This is a genomic window from Cellulophaga sp. Hel_I_12 (genome assembly GCF_000799565.1).
GTDB lineage: Bacteria > Bacteroidota > Bacteroidia > Flavobacteriales > Flavobacteriaceae > Cellulophaga.
In genome coordinates, this window is record NZ_JUHB01000001.1 from 3131506 (window position 1) to 3148043 (window position 16538).

21 protein-coding genes are annotated in these 16538 nt (G+C 35.9%); all 21 read left to right on the forward strand.

The genetic code is table 11. The features are described from left to right. Positions 1 to 18 precede the first annotated feature (18 nt). The 21 genes from GQ45_RS13585 to merA all read left to right on the forward strand — a co-directional run bounded on the left by GQ45_RS13585 (position 19) and on the right by merA (position 16529). Positions 19 to 405 (forward strand): DUF302 domain-containing protein, encoded by a 387-nt coding sequence (locus GQ45_RS13585; RefSeq protein ID WP_008991354.1) that lies wholly within the window; start codon positions 19 to 21, stop codon positions 403 to 405. Between the two features lie 57 nt (positions 406 to 462). Continuing rightward, on the forward strand, positions 463 to 1065 hold the full coding sequence (locus GQ45_RS13590) for a DUF3347 domain-containing protein (RefSeq protein WP_047418839.1): 603 nt from the start codon (positions 463 to 465) through the stop codon (positions 1063 to 1065). Further along, complete coding sequence (locus tag GQ45_RS13595) at positions 1066 to 1518, forward strand: heme-binding domain-containing protein (RefSeq protein ID WP_047418840.1); 453 nt, start codon at positions 1066 to 1068, stop codon at positions 1516 to 1518. Positions 1519 to 1539: 21 nt separating this feature from the next. Next, positions 1540 to 2100 carry a DUF3347 domain-containing protein gene (locus tag GQ45_RS13600; RefSeq protein ID WP_047418842.1) on the forward strand — a complete coding sequence of 187 codons (561 nt, stop codon included), beginning with the start codon at positions 1540 to 1542 and terminating at the stop codon, positions 2098 to 2100. 558 nt (positions 2101 to 2658) lie between these two features. Continuing rightward, the gene (locus GQ45_RS13605; protein WP_047418843.1) at positions 2659 to 3306 is read left to right on the forward strand and encodes a DUF2231 domain-containing protein; all 648 of its coding nucleotides are present in this window, start codon (positions 2659 to 2661) and stop codon (positions 3304 to 3306) included. A 237-nt stretch (positions 3307 to 3543) separates the two neighbouring features. Continuing rightward, positions 3544 to 4821, forward strand: a complete 1278-nt coding sequence (locus tag GQ45_RS13610; RefSeq protein WP_231555206.1) for an FMN-binding glutamate synthase family protein — start codon at positions 3544 to 3546, stop codon at positions 4819 to 4821. Then, positions 4818 to 5366: an ion channel gene (locus GQ45_RS13615; protein WP_047418846.1), complete on the forward strand. Its 549-nt coding sequence runs from the start codon at positions 4818 to 4820 to the stop codon at positions 5364 to 5366. Before GQ45_RS13610 ends, GQ45_RS13615 begins: the two co-directional genes overlap by 4 nt. 18 nt (positions 5367 to 5384) lie before the next feature. After that, entirely contained in the window at positions 5385 to 5861 is a 477-nt protein-coding gene (locus tag GQ45_RS13620; protein WP_047418847.1) for a nuclear transport factor 2 family protein, read from the forward strand. 10 nt (positions 5862 to 5871) lie between these two features. Then, a complete protein-coding gene (locus tag GQ45_RS13625) occupies positions 5872 to 7098 on the forward strand; it encodes a permease (protein ID WP_047418849.1) in 1227 nt (408 codons plus the stop codon). A 2-nt stretch (positions 7099 to 7100) separates the two neighbouring features. Next, a complete protein-coding gene (locus GQ45_RS13630; protein ID WP_047418850.1) occupies positions 7101 to 7859 on the forward strand; it encodes a heavy-metal-associated domain-containing protein in 759 nt (252 codons plus the stop codon). A gap of 23 nt (positions 7860 to 7882) precedes the next feature. After that, positions 7883 to 8467: a DUF2911 domain-containing protein gene (locus tag GQ45_RS13635; protein WP_047418852.1), complete on the forward strand. Its 585-nt coding sequence runs from the start codon at positions 7883 to 7885 to the stop codon at positions 8465 to 8467. Position 8468: 1 nt separating this feature from the next. Continuing rightward, positions 8469 to 9179 (forward strand): PepSY domain-containing protein, encoded by a 711-nt coding sequence (locus tag GQ45_RS13640; RefSeq protein ID WP_047418854.1) that lies wholly within the window; start codon positions 8469 to 8471, stop codon positions 9177 to 9179. 22 nt (positions 9180 to 9201) lie between these two features. Further along, complete coding sequence (locus GQ45_RS13645; protein ID WP_026754892.1) at positions 9202 to 9684, forward strand: DUF305 domain-containing protein; 483 nt, start codon at positions 9202 to 9204, stop codon at positions 9682 to 9684. 11 nt (positions 9685 to 9695) lie between these two features. Then, positions 9696 to 11498 (forward strand): efflux RND transporter periplasmic adaptor subunit, encoded by a 1803-nt coding sequence (locus GQ45_RS13650; RefSeq protein WP_047418856.1) that lies wholly within the window; start codon positions 9696 to 9698, stop codon positions 11496 to 11498. A gap of 72 nt (positions 11499 to 11570) precedes the next feature. Beyond that, a complete protein-coding gene (locus tag GQ45_RS18155) occupies positions 11571 to 11747 on the forward strand; it encodes a hypothetical protein (protein ID WP_169833977.1) in 177 nt (58 codons plus the stop codon). 12 nt (positions 11748 to 11759) lie between these two features. Then, complete coding sequence (locus GQ45_RS13655) at positions 11760 to 12326, forward strand: AraC family transcriptional regulator (protein ID WP_047418857.1); 567 nt, start codon at positions 11760 to 11762, stop codon at positions 12324 to 12326. 118 nt (positions 12327 to 12444) lie between these two features. Then, complete coding sequence (locus tag GQ45_RS13660; protein WP_047418859.1) at positions 12445 to 12816, forward strand: metalloregulator ArsR/SmtB family transcription factor; 372 nt, start codon at positions 12445 to 12447, stop codon at positions 12814 to 12816. Between the two features lie 11 nt (positions 12817 to 12827). Further along, positions 12828 to 13424, forward strand: a complete 597-nt coding sequence (gene merTP / locus GQ45_RS13665; RefSeq protein WP_052188234.1) for a mercuric transport protein MerTP — start codon at positions 12828 to 12830, stop codon at positions 13422 to 13424. An 11-nt stretch (positions 13425 to 13435) separates the two neighbouring features. Further along, positions 13436 to 14413, forward strand: coding sequence for a YncE family protein (locus tag GQ45_RS13670; protein ID WP_047418861.1), 978 nt, complete (start codon positions 13436 to 13438; stop codon positions 14411 to 14413). 17 nt (positions 14414 to 14430) lie between these two features. Next, complete coding sequence (locus GQ45_RS13675; protein WP_047418862.1) at positions 14431 to 14772, forward strand: heavy-metal-associated domain-containing protein; 342 nt, start codon at positions 14431 to 14433, stop codon at positions 14770 to 14772. 41 nt (positions 14773 to 14813) lie between these two features. Then, positions 14814 to 16529 carry a mercury(II) reductase gene (merA, locus tag GQ45_RS13680; protein WP_047418864.1) on the forward strand — a complete coding sequence of 572 codons (1716 nt, stop codon included), beginning with the start codon at positions 14814 to 14816 and terminating at the stop codon, positions 16527 to 16529. Positions 16530 to 16538 lie beyond the last annotated feature (9 nt).

Here is a 16538-nt window from a genome sequence, read left to right on the forward strand (position 1 = left end):
CAACTAAAAATTAAAAAGTTGAACTATTATTTTAATAAAACAATCAATGGAACCTTCGAAGAGGTCATAGAGAAAGTGACACAAGGATTAAAGGAAGAAGGTTTTGGAATCCTTACAGAAATTGATGTAACAGAAACACTAAAGAAAAAACTGGATATAGACTTTAAAAAGTATAGGATACTCGGAGCTTGTAATCCGCCCTATGCACATAAAGCTTTGCAAGCAGAAGATAAAATTGGAACGATGTTGCCCTGCAATGTCATAGTACAGGAAATCGAAGCAGGTATCATTGAAGTTGCGGCCGTAAACCCAATGGCATCAATGCAAGCTGTAAAAAATGAAAAATTGAATGAGGTAGCCAGCGAAATAACTGCAATGTTGGAAAACGTCATTGAAAAATTATAAGACACTATAAAAAGGCAGTAATAATAATTAATAAACACAAACTTAAATTAAAACAAAATGAGCAAATTAAAATCAACATTAGGTATAGTTGCGATAGCATTCATAACCTTAACAGTAATGTCTTGTAAAGACAACAGCAAAGAACAAAATAGCACGGATGGAGACCATTCAGAAATGAACCACGATAACAGTGATGGTCATCACGACGGCGAAAAGAAGGAAATGGCAATGAGTGGAGATAGTAATGCACAAGCGGTATTAAATGACTATTTCAACTTAAAGAATGCGTTGGTGGGAGATGATAATGGCAAAGCCAAAGAACTTGGGGCAACCCTCGCAACATCCTTAGGAAATTTTGACGCCTCACAATATACCGATACCCAGCAATCGGAATTAAAGGATATTGTTGAGGATGCAGTTGAACACGCAGAACACATTTCAGAAAGTGATATAGCACACCAGCGCGAACATTTTAAAGTTTTAAGTAAAGATGTAATAGATATGGTAGCTATAACAGGAGCAGAGATGAAGCTTTACGAGCAGTTTTGCCCTATGTATGATGGCGGTACAGCTTGGCTAAGTACTAAAGAGGAAGTGCGCAATCCATACTATGGTAGTCAAATGTTAAAATGCGGCAAAGTACAACGTGAAATTAACTAAATGAAAATTGTTAAGATTATAGCAATAATACTACTGGTAGCGTTCGTGGGAATTCAATTTATTCCCACGGAACGCAATCAAAGTTATACGGTTCCCGAAACTGATTTTATGTTGGTCAACAATGTTCCTGAAACTATTCAAAGAAAGTTACAGGTATCCTGCTATGATTGTCACAGTAATAACACCCAATACCCTTGGTACAATAAAATTCAACCCGCTGCTTGGTTTTTGGAAGACCATATTAAAGAAGGAAAAGCCGAACTTAATTTCAACGAATGGGATTCATTATCTAGCAGAAGAAAAGCAAGTAAATTAAGGTCTATTATCAAGCAGATTGAAAATGGCGAAATGCCTTTGGATTCTTACACTTTGATACATAAAGATGCTAAGTTTTCTGAAGCGGAGGCAGAAGAATTAATCAGTTTTATCACACAATTAAAGGACAGTTTATAATTAATTTAAAATAAAAAAAAGATGAAAAATTTAAAAATGAGTATAGCAGCAATGCTATTGTTAGCAGTTTCTTTTACCAATGCACAGGAAAAAGAAAAAATGAACCACGATCACGGAGATATGAAAATGGACCATAGCAAAATGATGAATAAAAATAGTGACGCAAAAGCAGAAGCTATTTTAAGTGATTACTTTAATTTAAAAGATGCTTTAGTTGCGGACGATACAAAAAAGGCAGCACAAGCAGGAACAAAATTGGTAGCCACTCTTAAAGCATTTGATATGGGTAGTTATACAAAAGAACAACAAAAAGAGCTTGCTGATATCATAGAAGATGCTACCGAGCACGCAGAACATATTTCTGAAAGTGCCATAGACCACCAACGCGAGCACTTTAAAACGTTAAGTAAGGATATTACTGATATGGTAGCTATTACGGGTACAAAAAGCACGTTATACGAGCAATTTTGCCCAATGTATGATAAAGGTAGTGCGTGGTTGAGTACAAGTAAAGAAGTGAAAAATCCATATTACGGCAGTAGAATGCTTAAATGCGGAAAAGTTCAAAAAACTATTCAATAGATAGCCTTTTGTATAAAAATATTTTCAATGTTCTGGTTTATTAGTTAACAGAAGGTTGTAAAATGATAAAGATATCTGAATAGTTTTTAAGTCCTGTCCTGGGAAGGAAAACAATGTTGATGGTTAGTGTTAGTTCCTTCCCTAGTCAGGCACAACGAATTTTGAAAAAGAAAAGTTGATTTGGTTAATAGCAGCCTGCACAAGGGAGAGAGATTAAATCCTTAAAATAATAACATCTCTCTTCCTATGTCAGGCAATTAAAAATTTATGATGAAGAGAAGTTTAGTGAAGAGTACTTGATTGTGAGGGGTAAACATTTTGGTTGGTTTATTGGTTAATAAAGGTTGCCTCTCATTTTCAAGTATTATTTAAAGGATTTTGCATATAAAAAAGGAAGATATAACAATGAAAGAATGTTGCAATTCAGGTAATAGCAAAGTGCAAAATAAAAACCCGCTAAAGAAGTGGTTCAATTATATAATGTATGCTATTATAGCCCTCATAGTTTTTTGGGCTTTAGCACTACAACTGATAGGGACTAATTAAAAAACGTAAGAGATGAAAATAAAACATTTTTTTTCAATCATTTTGGTCATTGCCTTCTTAGGTAGTTTGACCAAAGCCCTTGCCTTAAATGAAAAACGAAATAGCCTTGATGAAACTGAGTTATCGGTCAGCACAACTTCAGTTGCACAATCAGATCCTGTAAAAGCAGACTTTGATGCATTTCCCAACCTGCACCCTATGGTCGTGCATTTTCCCATAGTGCTATTGCTGTTAGCTGTGGTCTTACAGTTGATACAGCTGTTTGTTTTGAACCGGACAATGGATTGGGTCATTCTTTTAACGGTAGGTTCTGGGTTTATTGGTGCGTATGTCGCTGGAACATTTGTACATCCGCACACAGAAGGCCTTACCGAAATGGCAAAAAGCGTACTGGAACAGCACGATAAATATGCCGATTGGACACTATGGTCAAGTGCCCTTGCAGCTATTTTGAAAATAGTAAGTCTGTTTTGGGTCAAACTAAAGCGTGGTTTTGAAATAGTTGTTTTTGTAGTTATGGCTTTTTCAGCTTATTCGGTATCCGAAGCAGGTCATTATGGTTCACAGCTCGTGCATATTGAAGGAGTTGGCCCACAGGGAAAATATCTTGGCAACGAAAACGAAGAAGGTCACGGAGAAAGTGATGAACATTCACATTAACATTGAAAAATGAGGAAAGAATTTATTATTACCGCTACACTCTTGATTTTTGCGTATATCGCTTTGGTGTTTTGGCATCCCCATTCGTGGTGGATTGGATTGATTATACTTCCTTTCCTTGTACTTGGTCTTGTGGACTATTTTCAAAAATCCAATAATATTAGGCGAACCTATCCCTTGCTTGGTAGAATCACAAATCTTCTAGAGGAGCAGCGCCACGTTATCCAAGAAACATTATTGCTCAACCGCACTGAAGGTTTGCCCTTCAACTGGATACAAAAGGAAATCGTCTATAAGCGTGCGGAAGATGCCAATAAAAGTCAGCCTTTTGGAACACAAATTCCGTATGATACAGTAGGTCGTGAGTGGTTTACCCATTCCACCTATCCCTCAAAACAAACCAATGACGATTTCAGGGTTCTTATAGGAAGTTCCCACTGCTCAAAACCTTACTCTGCGAGCATCCTCAACCTTGCGGGAATGAGTTTTGGTTCCATAAGCAAAAATGCTACCCTTGCTTTTAACGGTGGTGCTAAAATAGCAGGTTTTGCTCAAAACACCGGCGAAGGTGGCTTTACGCCTTACCATCAAGAATACGGTGCAGATATTATTTTCCAGTTTGGAACGGGATACTTTGGATGTCGTGATGCAGAAGGAAATTTTGACGCCAAAAAATTCGCCGACATCGCAACCAACGATGTAGTGAAAATGATTGAAATAAAAATATCGCAAGGTGCCAAACCTGGCTTTGGAGCAATTTTGCCGGCAAAGAAGAACACAAAGGAAATTGCCAAATTCAGGGATGTGGAGCAGGGAACGGAAATTCATTCCCCAGCCTTTCATTCGGCATTCGACAATGATGTTGAAATGCTACGCTTCATTAGAAAATTGAGAAAACTCTCTAAAGGAAAACCTGTGGGAATAAAGTTGTGCATTGGTCAACAAGATGAGTTTGAAAGAATGATTAAAACCTTCGCCGAAAACCAAAATTGCCCAGACTTTATAGCCATTGACGGTGCCGAAGGTGGCTCTGGTGCTGCCCATATGGAATCCCTACATTGGGCAGGTATGCCAATAATTGAAGCCGTCCATTTCGCAAACGGCATTCTTAAAAAGTATGGGTTGCGAGATGAGATAAAAGTAATGGCAGCTGGTAAAATCATTTCGGCTTTTGATATCTATAGAATGTTGGCACTCGGCGCAGATACCTGTTATAGTGCAAGAGGAATGATGTTTGCCCTGGGCTGTGTACAATCCTTAAAATGCAACCTCGACACCTGCCCCACGGGGATTACCACAATGGTGCCTTCCCGGGTTGCTTCCATCGTTGTAGAGGACAAGAAAACCAAAGTGGCGAATTACCATAAAAACACAATGAAAGCCCTTAAAGAATTATTAGGTTCAATGGGTATTGAAAATAGAAAGGGCATACATAGAAAGTTCATTGTTAGACGAATAAACGAAACCGAGACAAAGACTTATGACGAAATTTTTATAAACCCCTCAGAGGAATGAGCGAAGAAAAAGACATAGAAACTACAGCTGCCTTTTATGGGCAACTTTTCAATAGTTCAAAGTACGTACTATTAGTAGTACTTATTGCTAGTGCTATTGGGCTATACGTCCTGCCTTATATTAACGCTTCTTACGCCGTTATTATACTCTTGAGCCTTACGCTAATAAAGATAGGATTTATCATAGCCTTATCCTTTAATCAACTGATGAAAATTATCGGACAGAGCCATTTGCTGAGCCACGTTTTGGTGTTATTCGGATTTTTAATTGTTCTGATTGTACTTTCATTTGCCATAGATTATACAGCATTACATTTTATTGATTCTGCTCATTTTAAGATAAATAATAGTTCGGGAAGTAATGGGCTGTTGGCATTTTTCGATATGTCCTATTTTAGTCTAATTACATTCTCATCTGTGGGCTACGGCGATATAGTTCCAATAACGGTTACAGCTAAGAGCTTAGTGGCACTTGAGGTGGCACTTAGATTTTTTGTACTTGTATTTGGTATTGCAAATGTGAATAGAATTCGAGTAAATAAATAACCTTTAAAACTAAAAATTATGAAAAAACTAAAATTAACAACACTCTTAATGTTGCTTGTAATGGCTACAGGCCAAGTGTACAGTCAAGATGCAGATACGGATAAAGAAGCTGTGCTTACAGTAATGAAAACATATAAGGATGCACTTCAAAACCTAACGACAGAAGGTACTTTTGAATTATTTACAGAAGATTCAAAAGTATTTGAATCTGGTGGTGTAGAAGGCTCGTATGCGCACTATATAGAACACCATTTGGGGCCTGAGTTGGGGCATTTCAAAAAATTTGAATTTTCAGATTATGAAATTGATGCGGAAGTAGATTTGCCTTATGCATTTACTACTGAAACCTACATCTACACTATCGTGCTCAATCCAGATGAAAAAGGCGAAAGTAGAACGATAAAGAAAAAAGGAGTAGCGACGTCTATCTTAAAAAAGATGGATGGTAAATGGAAGATTATTAAAACACATTCTTCGTCAAGAAATGTAAAATAAAATTTAAACTGTGAGCGAATTCTTAAAACAATGGGGCGAAGCGGCCTATACGACCACCGGATTTTTCTGGATGGCGCTTTGGGCATTCATCTTGGGATACATCATCAGTAGTATGATACAGATTTTTGTGACTGAAAAAAGGATGCAAAAAACAATGAACGAGAGTGAAGGTAAAAGTGTACTCTTAGGCACGTTTTTCGGTTTTATAAGCAGCTCGTGTAGTTTTTCGGCTTTAGCGGGCACAAAATCTATCTTTAAAAAAGGTGCAAGCTTTGTGTCTTCCATTGCTTTTCTTCTTGCATCGACCAATCTCGTAATTGAGCTTGGAATCATCATTTCCATATTTTTGGGATGGCAGTTTGTAGTCGGCGAATATGTAGGTGGAATCCTTTTAATTCTTATTTCGTGGATTTTGATACGAATAATCAATCCTAAAAAGCTCATAGAAAAAGCGCGCAAGAATTTAGAGAACGAAGATGACGATTCAATGGATGATTCTAAAGATTGGAAAAAACAAATCAAGAAAGAAGATAGTTGGGCAAGGGTTGCCAAAAAATATAAGATGGAATGGCAGATGGTATGGAAGGACGTTACCGTTGGCTTTACCATTGCAGGTATCGTCGCAGCCTTCGTTCCCGATTCTTTCTTCCAGACACTATTTATCAATAGTGGTCAAGGCAATACAGACTTTACCTTTCTTGAAATATTGGAACATATCGTTGTAGGACCTATTGCCGCATTTTTGACTTTTATTGGCTCAATGGGTAATATTCCGTTGGCGGCATTGCTTTTTGGAAAGGGCGTGAGTTTTGCAGGGGTTATGGCTTTTATTTTTAGTGATTTGGTAGTCTTTCCTGTACTTCGTATTAACGCCAAGTATTATGGGTGGAAAATGTCGCTGTTCATTTTATTCTTACTGTTTACGGCATTAATAGGAACAGCTTTGGCTCTGCATTACTCTTTCGATTTGTTGGGTATGTTGCCTGACACATCACAAGTTAAAATACAGGACAAAGAGCATTTCAAAATTGACTATACCTTCTATTTGAATATGGCTTTTCTCGCAATTTCAGGATATCTCATATACTTAGGGTTTTTCAAGAGAAAGGATGTCAAGCACTCAATGAGCGAAATGGCACCGAAAAGTCCATTGCTTGAGAGTGTTTTAAAATATGCAGCCTATATCTGTTATATATGGTTGGCAGGTGGACTGATTGTAAAATTCTTTATACCATAATTATGAAACACACTTACCACATACAAGGGATGACCTGCAATGGTTGTCGTACCAGCGTCGAGCAGAAGCTTTCGGAAGTAAGCGGTGTCACAAATGCATCTGTAAATCTTGAAAAGGAAGAAGCCATCATACAAATGCAAGGCCATATAGATGCCGCAATATTTCAAAAAGCACTTCCAGAAAAATACACCATTTCAGAAAAGAAATCCGAGCAAAATGTTTTTGCGAGTACTGGTAATGGTAACGATGAAGATAACGTTTTCTCAAAAGCGGAAACTGAAAAATCAAAACTACAACAGCTGAAACCTTTGCTCATTATTTTGGGATATATCGCTATCGCAACGGTGTTACTCAATTATCAACGGGAAAATTGGAATAGTGCGATGCTCGACTTTATGGGGTTGTTCTTTATTGTTTTTAGCTTCTTTAAAATTTTAGACTTGAAAGGCTTTCCAGATAGTTTTAGAATGTATGACCCACTTGCCAAAATAGTACCAGCCTATGCTTGGGTATATCCATTTATAGAAACAGCTCTTGGATTGATGTTCTTGATGCGTTTTGAAATACCCATCGCATTAATCGCAACCCTAATCATTTTGGGGATTACAACCGTGGGCGTAACCAAAATATTGCTGGACAAAAAATCGATACAATGCGCTTGTCTGGGTACAGCACTCAAACTACCTATGACCGAAGCTACCTTTATAGAAAACACCATTATGATTGTGATGGCACTCGTTATGTTAACAAGAATACTTTAATACACAAAATAAAACTATCACAAATGAAAAAAATCATAGTAGTACTCGGTATTATCCTTTTCGCTTCCTGTAAACAAGAAGGTAAAGAGACCAAAGAAGTTGAGGCGAAAGAGGTAGAAACAGCTTCTCAAACCGCTGAACCCGACAAGAAAAAGCCATTAAGCCCACATACATCGGCAATGGCAATGATAGGCGATGCCCATATCCATATAGATTATTCATCACCAGGCGTAAGAAATAGAATTATTTTTGGTGGATTGTTGGCCTATGACCAAGTCTGGCAGGCTGGTGCTCATATGGCTACTTGGCTGGAAACAAATAAGGACTTAAAAGTTGATGGTAAAGAATTGATAGCTGGGAAATATGGTTTTTTTGTAATTCCAAATCAGGAAGAATGGACAATTATTTTCAACAGGAATTGGAATCAACACGGTAAGGACGACTATAACGAAAATGATGATGTATTAAGGTTTAAAGTTACGCCTAAAATTTCCGAAGAAATCAAGGAACATTTAGAGTATAAAGTAAACAAAACAACAGAGAAATCAGGAACAATCTCAATGAGTTGGGAAAAAGTCACGGTTGAATTTCCTTTTGAAATAAAGTAATATGGTCAACAGAAAAACAGCGAAATGGATTAGAAAAACGCACCGCTACTTGGGTATCTTCTTAGGTATCCAGTTTTTGATGTGGACCATTAGCGGAATGTATTTCAGTTGGACGGATATTGATGAAATACACGGAGACCAGTTTAAAAAAGTAGCACCTAAGCAGAAGTCTTTTAACGATTTACTCGGTACATCTCAACTCGATACAGAGCAACCAATCCAAACTTTAGAACTATTGGAAATTGCAAACGAACCTTATTATTGGATTAATGAGACCACACTTTTCAACGCAAGTACTGGAGATATAAAAAATGGTATTACTAGAGATGAAGCAAAACAAGTGGCTACTAGATATATGTTATCAGACCTCAAAATATCAGGTATTGAACTTATTGATGAAGTTGGAGACCATCACGAATATCGTGGTCGTCCACTTCCGGCGTATGAAATTTCGTATGAAACACCTCAAAATTTAAAGGCCTATGTGGCCATTGAAAATGGCGCATTTCAAACGGTAAGACACAGGGATTGGCGTTGGTTCGATTTCCTTTGGATGACACACACTATGGATTATCAAGGTAGAGACAATTTTAACACATTAGTATTGCGAGGGTTTTCACTATTAGGGTTGATTACTGTATTAAGTGGTTTTTTACTTTGGTACACGTCATCCCCAACCATTAGAAAAATAATTAAAAAGAAACGAAAATAAGTCACACTAAAATCAATATATAATGGAAAATTCAAATCAAAATTCAAAAAAAAACAATTACACAAAATTTGTAGGTATGCTGGCGGCATCATTTGTGGCAATGTACATTACAATGTACCTAAACTCTTATCAATTAGATCACGTCTATTTTAGCCTTACTCGTTTTTATATGAGTTGCTTGGGTATTGCTGCTATGGCCATTATAATGTTTGTGGCGATGCGTAATATGTACCAAAACAAAAAGAAGAATATCGCCATTGTTTTGGGTAGCATTGTGCTATTTGTTGGTGCATTAGGATTGGTACGCGACCAGAAGTCAACGGTAGGAGACATATTGTGGATGAAAGCAATGATACCTCACCACTCTATTGCGATTTTAACAAGTGAGCGTGCTGATATCCAAGATCCAGAAGTTAAAAAGTTAGCTGAAGATATTATCAAGGCACAAGAAAAGGAAATTGCAGAAATGAAAGCAATGATAAAACGATTGGAAAATAACAAATAAATAATATTAAAATGAATAAAAACATCATTTATATAAGTGTTGCCTTGATTGTTGGCCTGTTAGGCGGCTTTCTACTATTCGGTGGAGGTTCTGCGGACAAGGCAACAAATAATGCGAAAGACACCCACGACCATTCAGAAGAAATTGCTTCTAATCAAATGTGGACGTGTTCTATGCATCCACAGATTATGCAACCAGAACCTGGGGATTGTCCCATTTGTGGAATGGATTTAATTCCAGCCGAATCTGGTGCAGATGGTCTCAATGCCAATGAAATAAAAATGACCGATAACGCAATGGCTCTGGCCAATATCCAAACATCACTTGTAGGAAAAGGACAAATGGGAAATAATTCCCTTAAATTATCTGGTAAGATAAAAGCTAATGAAGAGTCAAATGCCGTACAGGTTACATATTTTGGAGGAAGAATAGAAAAACTGTACGTTAATTCTACAGGAGAACGTGTTGGAGCAGGACAACGCTTGGCAACTATTTATTCGCCAGAATTGGTTGCTGCACAGCAAGAACTGCTTACCGCTTCATCATTAAAAGAATCGCAACCAGAATTGTATAAGGCTGTTAGGAACAAACTTAAACTTTGGAAACTTTCAGAAAAGCAAATCAACGCCATAGAAACTGCTGGGAAAGTGCAAGAAAACTTTCCGGTTTTTGCAACCGTTTCAGGAACGGTAACAATGAAAATGGTAGAAGAAGGGGATTATTTAAAGCAAGGACAACCCTTATATAAAATTGCGAATCTCAATACAGTATGGGCAGAATTTGATGCTTATGAAAATCAAATTGCATCCCTAAAAGAAGGGCAAACTATTAAAGTGACCACAAATGCTTATCGCAATGAGGTTTTTGATGCAAAAGTCTCATTCATCGACCCCTTATTAAATTCTGCGACTAGAACGGTGGTTGTAAGAGCGGTCTTGCAAAATAAGAAAGACCTCTTTAAACCGGGAATGTTTGTGGAAGGTATAATTGAGGGTACGCAAACAAGCACCGAGAATACCGTTTCCGTACCGTCAACCGCTGTTATGTGGACGGGAGAACGCTCTGTAGTCTATGTCAAAACAAACCCTAATGAAGCTATTTTTGAAATGAGGGAAGTTTTATTGGGCAATGCCAATGGCGATAGTTATACCATTCTTGAAGGTTTAAAGAATGGAGATGAAGTCGTAACTAACGGAACGTTTACCGTAGATGCCGCTGCACAATTACAGGGAAAAAAAAGTATGATGAATGCATCTGGTGGTAAAACAATGACAGGCCACGAAGGGCATTTGGGAATGCAAGAAGATAATTCTGGAGAAAATACAAATGAAGCCAACCATTCTCAAATGAAAGAAAGGATTGAAGTTTCAAACAAATTTCAGAATCAGTTAAAACAGGTTTTTGATGATTATATCCTTTTAAAAGATGCATTGGTAAATGATGATGCCAAGGGTGCTCAACAGGCAGGAAAACAAATAAACCAATCTTTGAAAAAAGTGGATATGAAATTATTATCTGATGAAAAAGCACATAACCATTGGATGACGATTCAGAAAGAACTAAAGACCTCGGCTAATTCTATTGAGAACGATTCAGATATAGCAACACAAAGAGCACATTTTAAACATCTTTCTGCGCATATGATAAGTAGCGTGCAACTTTTTGGTGTTAACGAAAATGTATATATCCAGTTTTGTCCAATGGCCGATAACAATAAGGGAGCTTATTGGATTAGTTTGGAAAAAGAGGTGCGAAACCCATATTATGGAGAGGCTATGTTAACCTGTGGCGAAGTAAATGCAACTTTAAAATAAGCGAATTATGGATTAATCAAGTAATCTGAATAAGACCATAAATTAATTTTGGTTTTATCACGGCGAACGATAATGAGTGAAAGTAGAAGAAATAGAAGAAAAAATGACAGAAAGAAACATCAGCCTAAAAGTGATATTTCAAGAAAAGATAAAATTATAGCTTTAGTTGTGATAGTATTGATTTTTGTAGTTGCTGCAATAGCTGCTGTTTATTATTCTCTATACAAATCTGGATTAAAATTATTTTGAAACAAGTACTATATGAATGAGATTATCCATATTAAAAATATGGTCTGCCCAAGATGTATCTCGGCGGTATCTAATATTTTGGAACAACTTGAAATACTGTATGTTTCTATAAAATTGGGGGAGGTTAAATTAGTTTCTTCATTAAGTGTCCAGACCAAAAATGGTCTTTCCAAAGCGCTTCAAAGTTCAGGTTTTAGTTTGATTGACGACCGTAAAAGTCAACTTATTGAACAAATGAAAACATTGGTTGTAGATAAAATCCATCATTCTTCCGAGGAGCTCGATTTCAAATGGGCAGATATTGTTACAGGCGAACTTAACTTGGATTATAAATATTTAAGTTCACTTTTTTCGTCGGTAGAAAGTATTACGTTCGAGCAGTATATCATAAACCAGAAAATTGAACGTGTTAAAGAACTTATAGTTTACGATGAATTAACCTTGAGTGAGATAGCTTTTCAACTACATTATAGTAGTGTCGCGTATTTAAGCAATCAGTTTAAAAAGGTTACAGGAATGACACCTACACAGTTTAAAAAAAGCACAAATCAGAATCGCAAATCTTTGGATGAGATTTAATTAAAGTACTTTAAAAACGAAGAGTTGTTTAAAAGTTCACAGCTACTTGTAATATTATTATTTAAGTATTTGCTTAAATAAGTAATTAACTGTATCTTTGCTCGTCTAAAGCATTAATATGAAACTAGAAATATCCTGTACAAGAGCTGAGGCTGACCATAAGCAGTTACTAAACTGTAGAACTACCATTGACGGTATGGCTAATGGTTTCGATAAAATATCGAAACTACTATCCATTTCAGGTAATGAGGTGCGCTTAAAAATCCTATTCTTATTAAATATGGAAAATGAACTATGTCCTTGTGATTTATCTGATATTTTAGGTATGAGCGTGCCAGCAGTTTCACAGCATATACGAAAAATGAAAGATGCAGGTATTATAAGCTCAAGGAGAGAAGGCCAAACATTATACTATTCATTGAATAAGGATGAGACGGATATTCTGAATAGTATTTTTAAGTCAATCAAATTAGAAAGAAAAATAGCCTAAATTTTATAATAATGAAAACAGAAAAAACATCAAAAAATGCAGCATATACAGGTTTGTTTGCTGCTGTAGCCGCATCATCTTGTTGCATACCACCAGTTATTGCATTAATTGCAGGCGTTGGAGGAAGTGCTTCCGCTTTATCTTGGATGGAAACTTTTAGACCCTATTTAATTGGTGTCGCTATAGTAGCAATTGGATATGCGTGGTATGATTATTTAAAACCGAAAAAAGCAGAGGATTGTTGTGAAGTAGATGCAAAACCAAAGTGGTTTCAAACCAAAGGATTTTTAATAGGAATTACACTATTTGCGGCTATCTCAATTAGCTTTCCATATTACTCTCACATTTTTTATCCTGATAATAAGAAAGAAGTGGTTATAGTGAATCAATCTAACATTCAAACTTTAAATTTTGAGGTTGAAGGTATGACTTGCGCTTCTTGTGAACAACACGTAACGCACGCAGTTAATAATTTAGAAGGTATTGTAAATGTAAATGCTTCCTATGAAAAAGCTAACGCAAAAGTAGAATTCGATAATTCGAAAACTACTAAAGAGGATATAGAAAAAGCAATTAATTCTACAGGTTATAAAGTAATTAATAAATAAAATTCTTAATTGTGAAAAATTATATAACCATCTTTCTTTTTGCTTTTGTAATTACTTCTTGTAAAGAAAATAAAAAAGAAACGGATTCAACCGCAGTTGAAAATAAGCTAACTACACAGGATATCGATTATCCAGTTATTAAAGTTGGCAAAGGACCAGATGCCTTATTTCTAACACCCAATAAATCATTTTTATATGTTGCAAATGTGGAGGATACATTAATTTCAGTTATTGATACCCAAACAGATAAAGTATTAAAAAACATAGAAGGCATAAGGTATCCGTGGGGTTTTGTTCAGTTAGCAGAAAGTAATTTGGTTGCTGTTAGTGGTTACGATAAGCAAGTGGTTATCATTGATTTTGACAATCATACCATTCTAAAAGAAAAATTATTTAAAACTCATATAGGTGGAATTACTGCAAATAGAAAAGGAGATTTAATTTATGTAATAGCAATAGATGACAATAAAGTGTTGCAACTGGATGCTACTAATCTCAATATATTAAAAACATTCCCTACAGGAAAAGGACCAGATGGAATAGGCATCTCGGAGAATGATTCAAAGCTGTTTGTTACCAATACGGAAGATGGAAGCATTTCTGTGATTGATATAGAAACAGGAAAAAAATCCATCATTAAAACAGGTGGAAAACCAGAACTTATACACGGAAACAAAGACCATTCACTACTATATATAAGTAATTTCTTTGGAAACAAAATTCATATTATAGATACCGAAAAAGGAGAAATTGTAAAGGAAATAGAAGGTGTAAAAACACCAGAAGAAGCAGTCTTATCCAAAGATGAAAATATATTATACGTTGTAAGTTTTGATTTGTCAGAAGTTTTCGTGTATGATGCGGTTACACTCGAAAAGCAATCTGTTACTTATAAAACAGGTAATAAACCCATTGGCGTAATGCCCGTTGGCAACAAATTATATGTTTCTAATTATGGAGACAATTCAATATCAATAATCAGTAAATAGCCTTAAAATAAATAGTTATGAAAAATATTATTTTAATTCCCGTTCTAGCTTTAATTCTATTTTCTGTTGAAGCCACCGCACAAAACAAAAACTTGGAAACACAAAAAGTCGAAACGTCTGTAGATGAACAAAATTTGACAACTATTCAGTTCAAAATAACAGGAATAACCTGTGCTGGTTGTTCTAACGGTATCTATAAAGCAGTTAAAGAGGTTGATGGTGTTACTGAGCATTCTGTTGAATACCCAGGCGACATTGCAGTTATACAATTCGATAAAACAAAGACGAGTATCGAAGCCTTAAAAGCTGTAATTGAGAAGAAAGGGTATAAAGTAGAAATACTAAAGGATAAAGCATAGATTTTAACCTTTATCATTTAACCGAACAACTAATTACAATAATGAGAGATAACGAAAACAAAGATTTAAAAACCATATCATTAGAAATAAGTGGGATGACTTGTAGCGGTTGTTCATCGCATATCGAAAAAGATATGAATAAGACCAATGGTATAGTAAGCAGCAACGTAAATCACGAAACTGGAAAAGGAGAATTTACTTTTGATACAAATAAAATGGGTAAAGAAGAATTAATCAATGCAGTAAATAGCATTGGTAATTATTCTGTTGTAAACGGTATTAAAAAAGAGGATTCTTTCTCTTCAACGTCTGATACTACAATCTCTAAAGAATCTAATAAAAATAAAAACCAATTTGATTTAATTGTTATTGGTGGTGGTTCTGCTGCATTTTCAGCAGCGATAAAAGCTGAAGGTTTAGGGCTTACGACACTAATGGTAAATGCTGGATTAGAATTTGGGGGTACTTGTGTAAATGTAGGATGTGTTCCTTCAAAAAACTTAATTAGAGCTGCCGAAACTGCATATCACGCTACACATTCTAATTTTAAGGGTATTAAACCAAGAGGTGTAGATATTGATTTTAAACAAATTATTAAAGATAAAAAAGAGTTGGTTTCGGCATTACAGCAACAAAAATATATGGATGTTGTAAGTGATTTTGAAAATCTAACAATGCTAAAGGGGTGGGCTGAATTTGCAGATAAGAATACAATTATTGTGAATGGAAAAGATAAATACAGTGCAACGAACATTGTTATAGCAACCGGAGCGACAACAAACATTCCAAACATTGAAGGATTAAATAAAGTAGGCTACTTAACTAATGTTTCTTTATTTGATTTGGAAGAAAAACCTATAAGCATAACCATTATGGGAGCTGGATATATTGGATTAGAAATAGCACAAGCTTATAGCCGATTGGGTGTAAAAGTGCGTATTATAGAATTTACAGATAGACCATTACGTACTCAAACTAGTGATATTACTGATGTTTTAGTAGAGCAAATGAAAAGTGAAGGTATTGAGATTTTACCAAATTTCAGAGCCTTTAAATTCGAAAAAAAAGGTAATGACACTATCATTCATTGCAACTGCCCTGATGGTTCAACAACTCAAGTCATTGAGAAAGGACATATTGTTGTAGCCACCGGAACAAAGCCCAATACCACTAAATTAGGTTTTGAGAATAGTGATATTAATTTAACAAAAAGCGGACACATTCTTGTTAATGAAAAAATGGAAACCAATGTTTCTAATATATATGCCGCAGGAGATGTAACAAACACACCGCCATTTGTTTATACAGCTGCCACCGAAGGAAATACAGCAGTAAACAATGCATTTTCATTGTCAAAAAGTAGTATAGATTATTCCTCTTTACCGTGGGTAGTATTTACCGACCCTCAAATCGCAGGTGCTGGAATGGATGAAATAGAAGCGGAAGCAAAAGGCATTCCTTTTGAAGTGAGTAAATTAGACTTAAAGCACGTTCCTAGAGCATTGGCAGCACAAGATACAAGAGGCTTCATTAAATTGATTCGTAATACTGAAACCGATAAGCTAATAGGTGCTAGAGTGATTGCGCCAGAAGGTGGCGAACTTATTCAACAATTAAGTATGGCGATTAAGTTTGGCATTACAGTAAAAGATTTAGCTGAAAGTTTTTACCCCTATTTAACATTAGGAGAAGGAATCAAGTTAGCAGCGATTACGTTTGGCAAAGACGTTTCTAAATTGAGTTGCTGTGCAAGCTAGTTTAGCTAA

Bases quoted from the DNA above. Each gene is read 5' to 3' on its own strand.
- GQ45_RS13620 (WP_047418847.1), top strand. From the start codon at position 5,385: ATGAAAAAACTAAAATTAACAACACTCTTAATGTTGCTTGTAATGGCT.
- GQ45_RS13650 (WP_047418856.1), top strand. From the start codon at position 9,696: ATGAATAAAAACATCATTTATATAAGTGTTGCCTTGATTGTTGGCCTG.
- GQ45_RS13635 (WP_047418852.1), top strand. From the start codon at position 7,883: ATGAAAAAAATCATAGTAGTACTCGGTATTATCCTTTTCGCTTCCTGT.
- GQ45_RS13675 (WP_047418862.1), top strand. From the start codon at position 14,431: ATGAAAAATATTATTTTAATTCCCGTTCTAGCTTTAATTCTATTTTCT.
- GQ45_RS13630 (WP_047418850.1), top strand. From the start codon at position 7,101: ATGAAACACACTTACCACATACAAGGGATGACCTGCAATGGTTGTCGT.
- GQ45_RS13615 (WP_047418846.1), top strand. From the start codon at position 4,818: ATGAGCGAAGAAAAAGACATAGAAACTACAGCTGCCTTTTATGGGCAA.
- merA (WP_047418864.1), top strand. From the start codon at position 14,814: ATGAGAGATAACGAAAACAAAGATTTAAAAACCATATCATTAGAAATA.
- merTP (WP_052188234.1), top strand. From the start codon at position 12,828: ATGAAAACAGAAAAAACATCAAAAAATGCAGCATATACAGGTTTGTTT.
- GQ45_RS13660 (WP_047418859.1), top strand. From the start codon at position 12,445: ATGAAACTAGAAATATCCTGTACAAGAGCTGAGGCTGACCATAAGCAG.
- GQ45_RS18155 (WP_169833977.1), top strand. From the start codon at position 11,571: ATGAGTGAAAGTAGAAGAAATAGAAGAAAAAATGACAGAAAGAAACAT.
- GQ45_RS13600 (WP_047418842.1), top strand. From the start codon at position 1,540: ATGAAAAATTTAAAAATGAGTATAGCAGCAATGCTATTGTTAGCAGTT.
- GQ45_RS13605 (WP_047418843.1), top strand. From the start codon at position 2,659: ATGAAAATAAAACATTTTTTTTCAATCATTTTGGTCATTGCCTTCTTA.
- GQ45_RS13645 (WP_026754892.1), top strand. From the start codon at position 9,202: ATGGAAAATTCAAATCAAAATTCAAAAAAAAACAATTACACAAAATTT.
- GQ45_RS13655 (WP_047418857.1), top strand. From the start codon at position 11,760: ATGAATGAGATTATCCATATTAAAAATATGGTCTGCCCAAGATGTATC.
- GQ45_RS13590 (WP_047418839.1), top strand. From the start codon at position 463: ATGAGCAAATTAAAATCAACATTAGGTATAGTTGCGATAGCATTCATA.
- GQ45_RS13640 (WP_047418854.1), top strand. From the start codon at position 8,469: ATGGTCAACAGAAAAACAGCGAAATGGATTAGAAAAACGCACCGCTAC.
- GQ45_RS13595 (WP_047418840.1), top strand. From the start codon at position 1,066: ATGAAAATTGTTAAGATTATAGCAATAATACTACTGGTAGCGTTCGTG.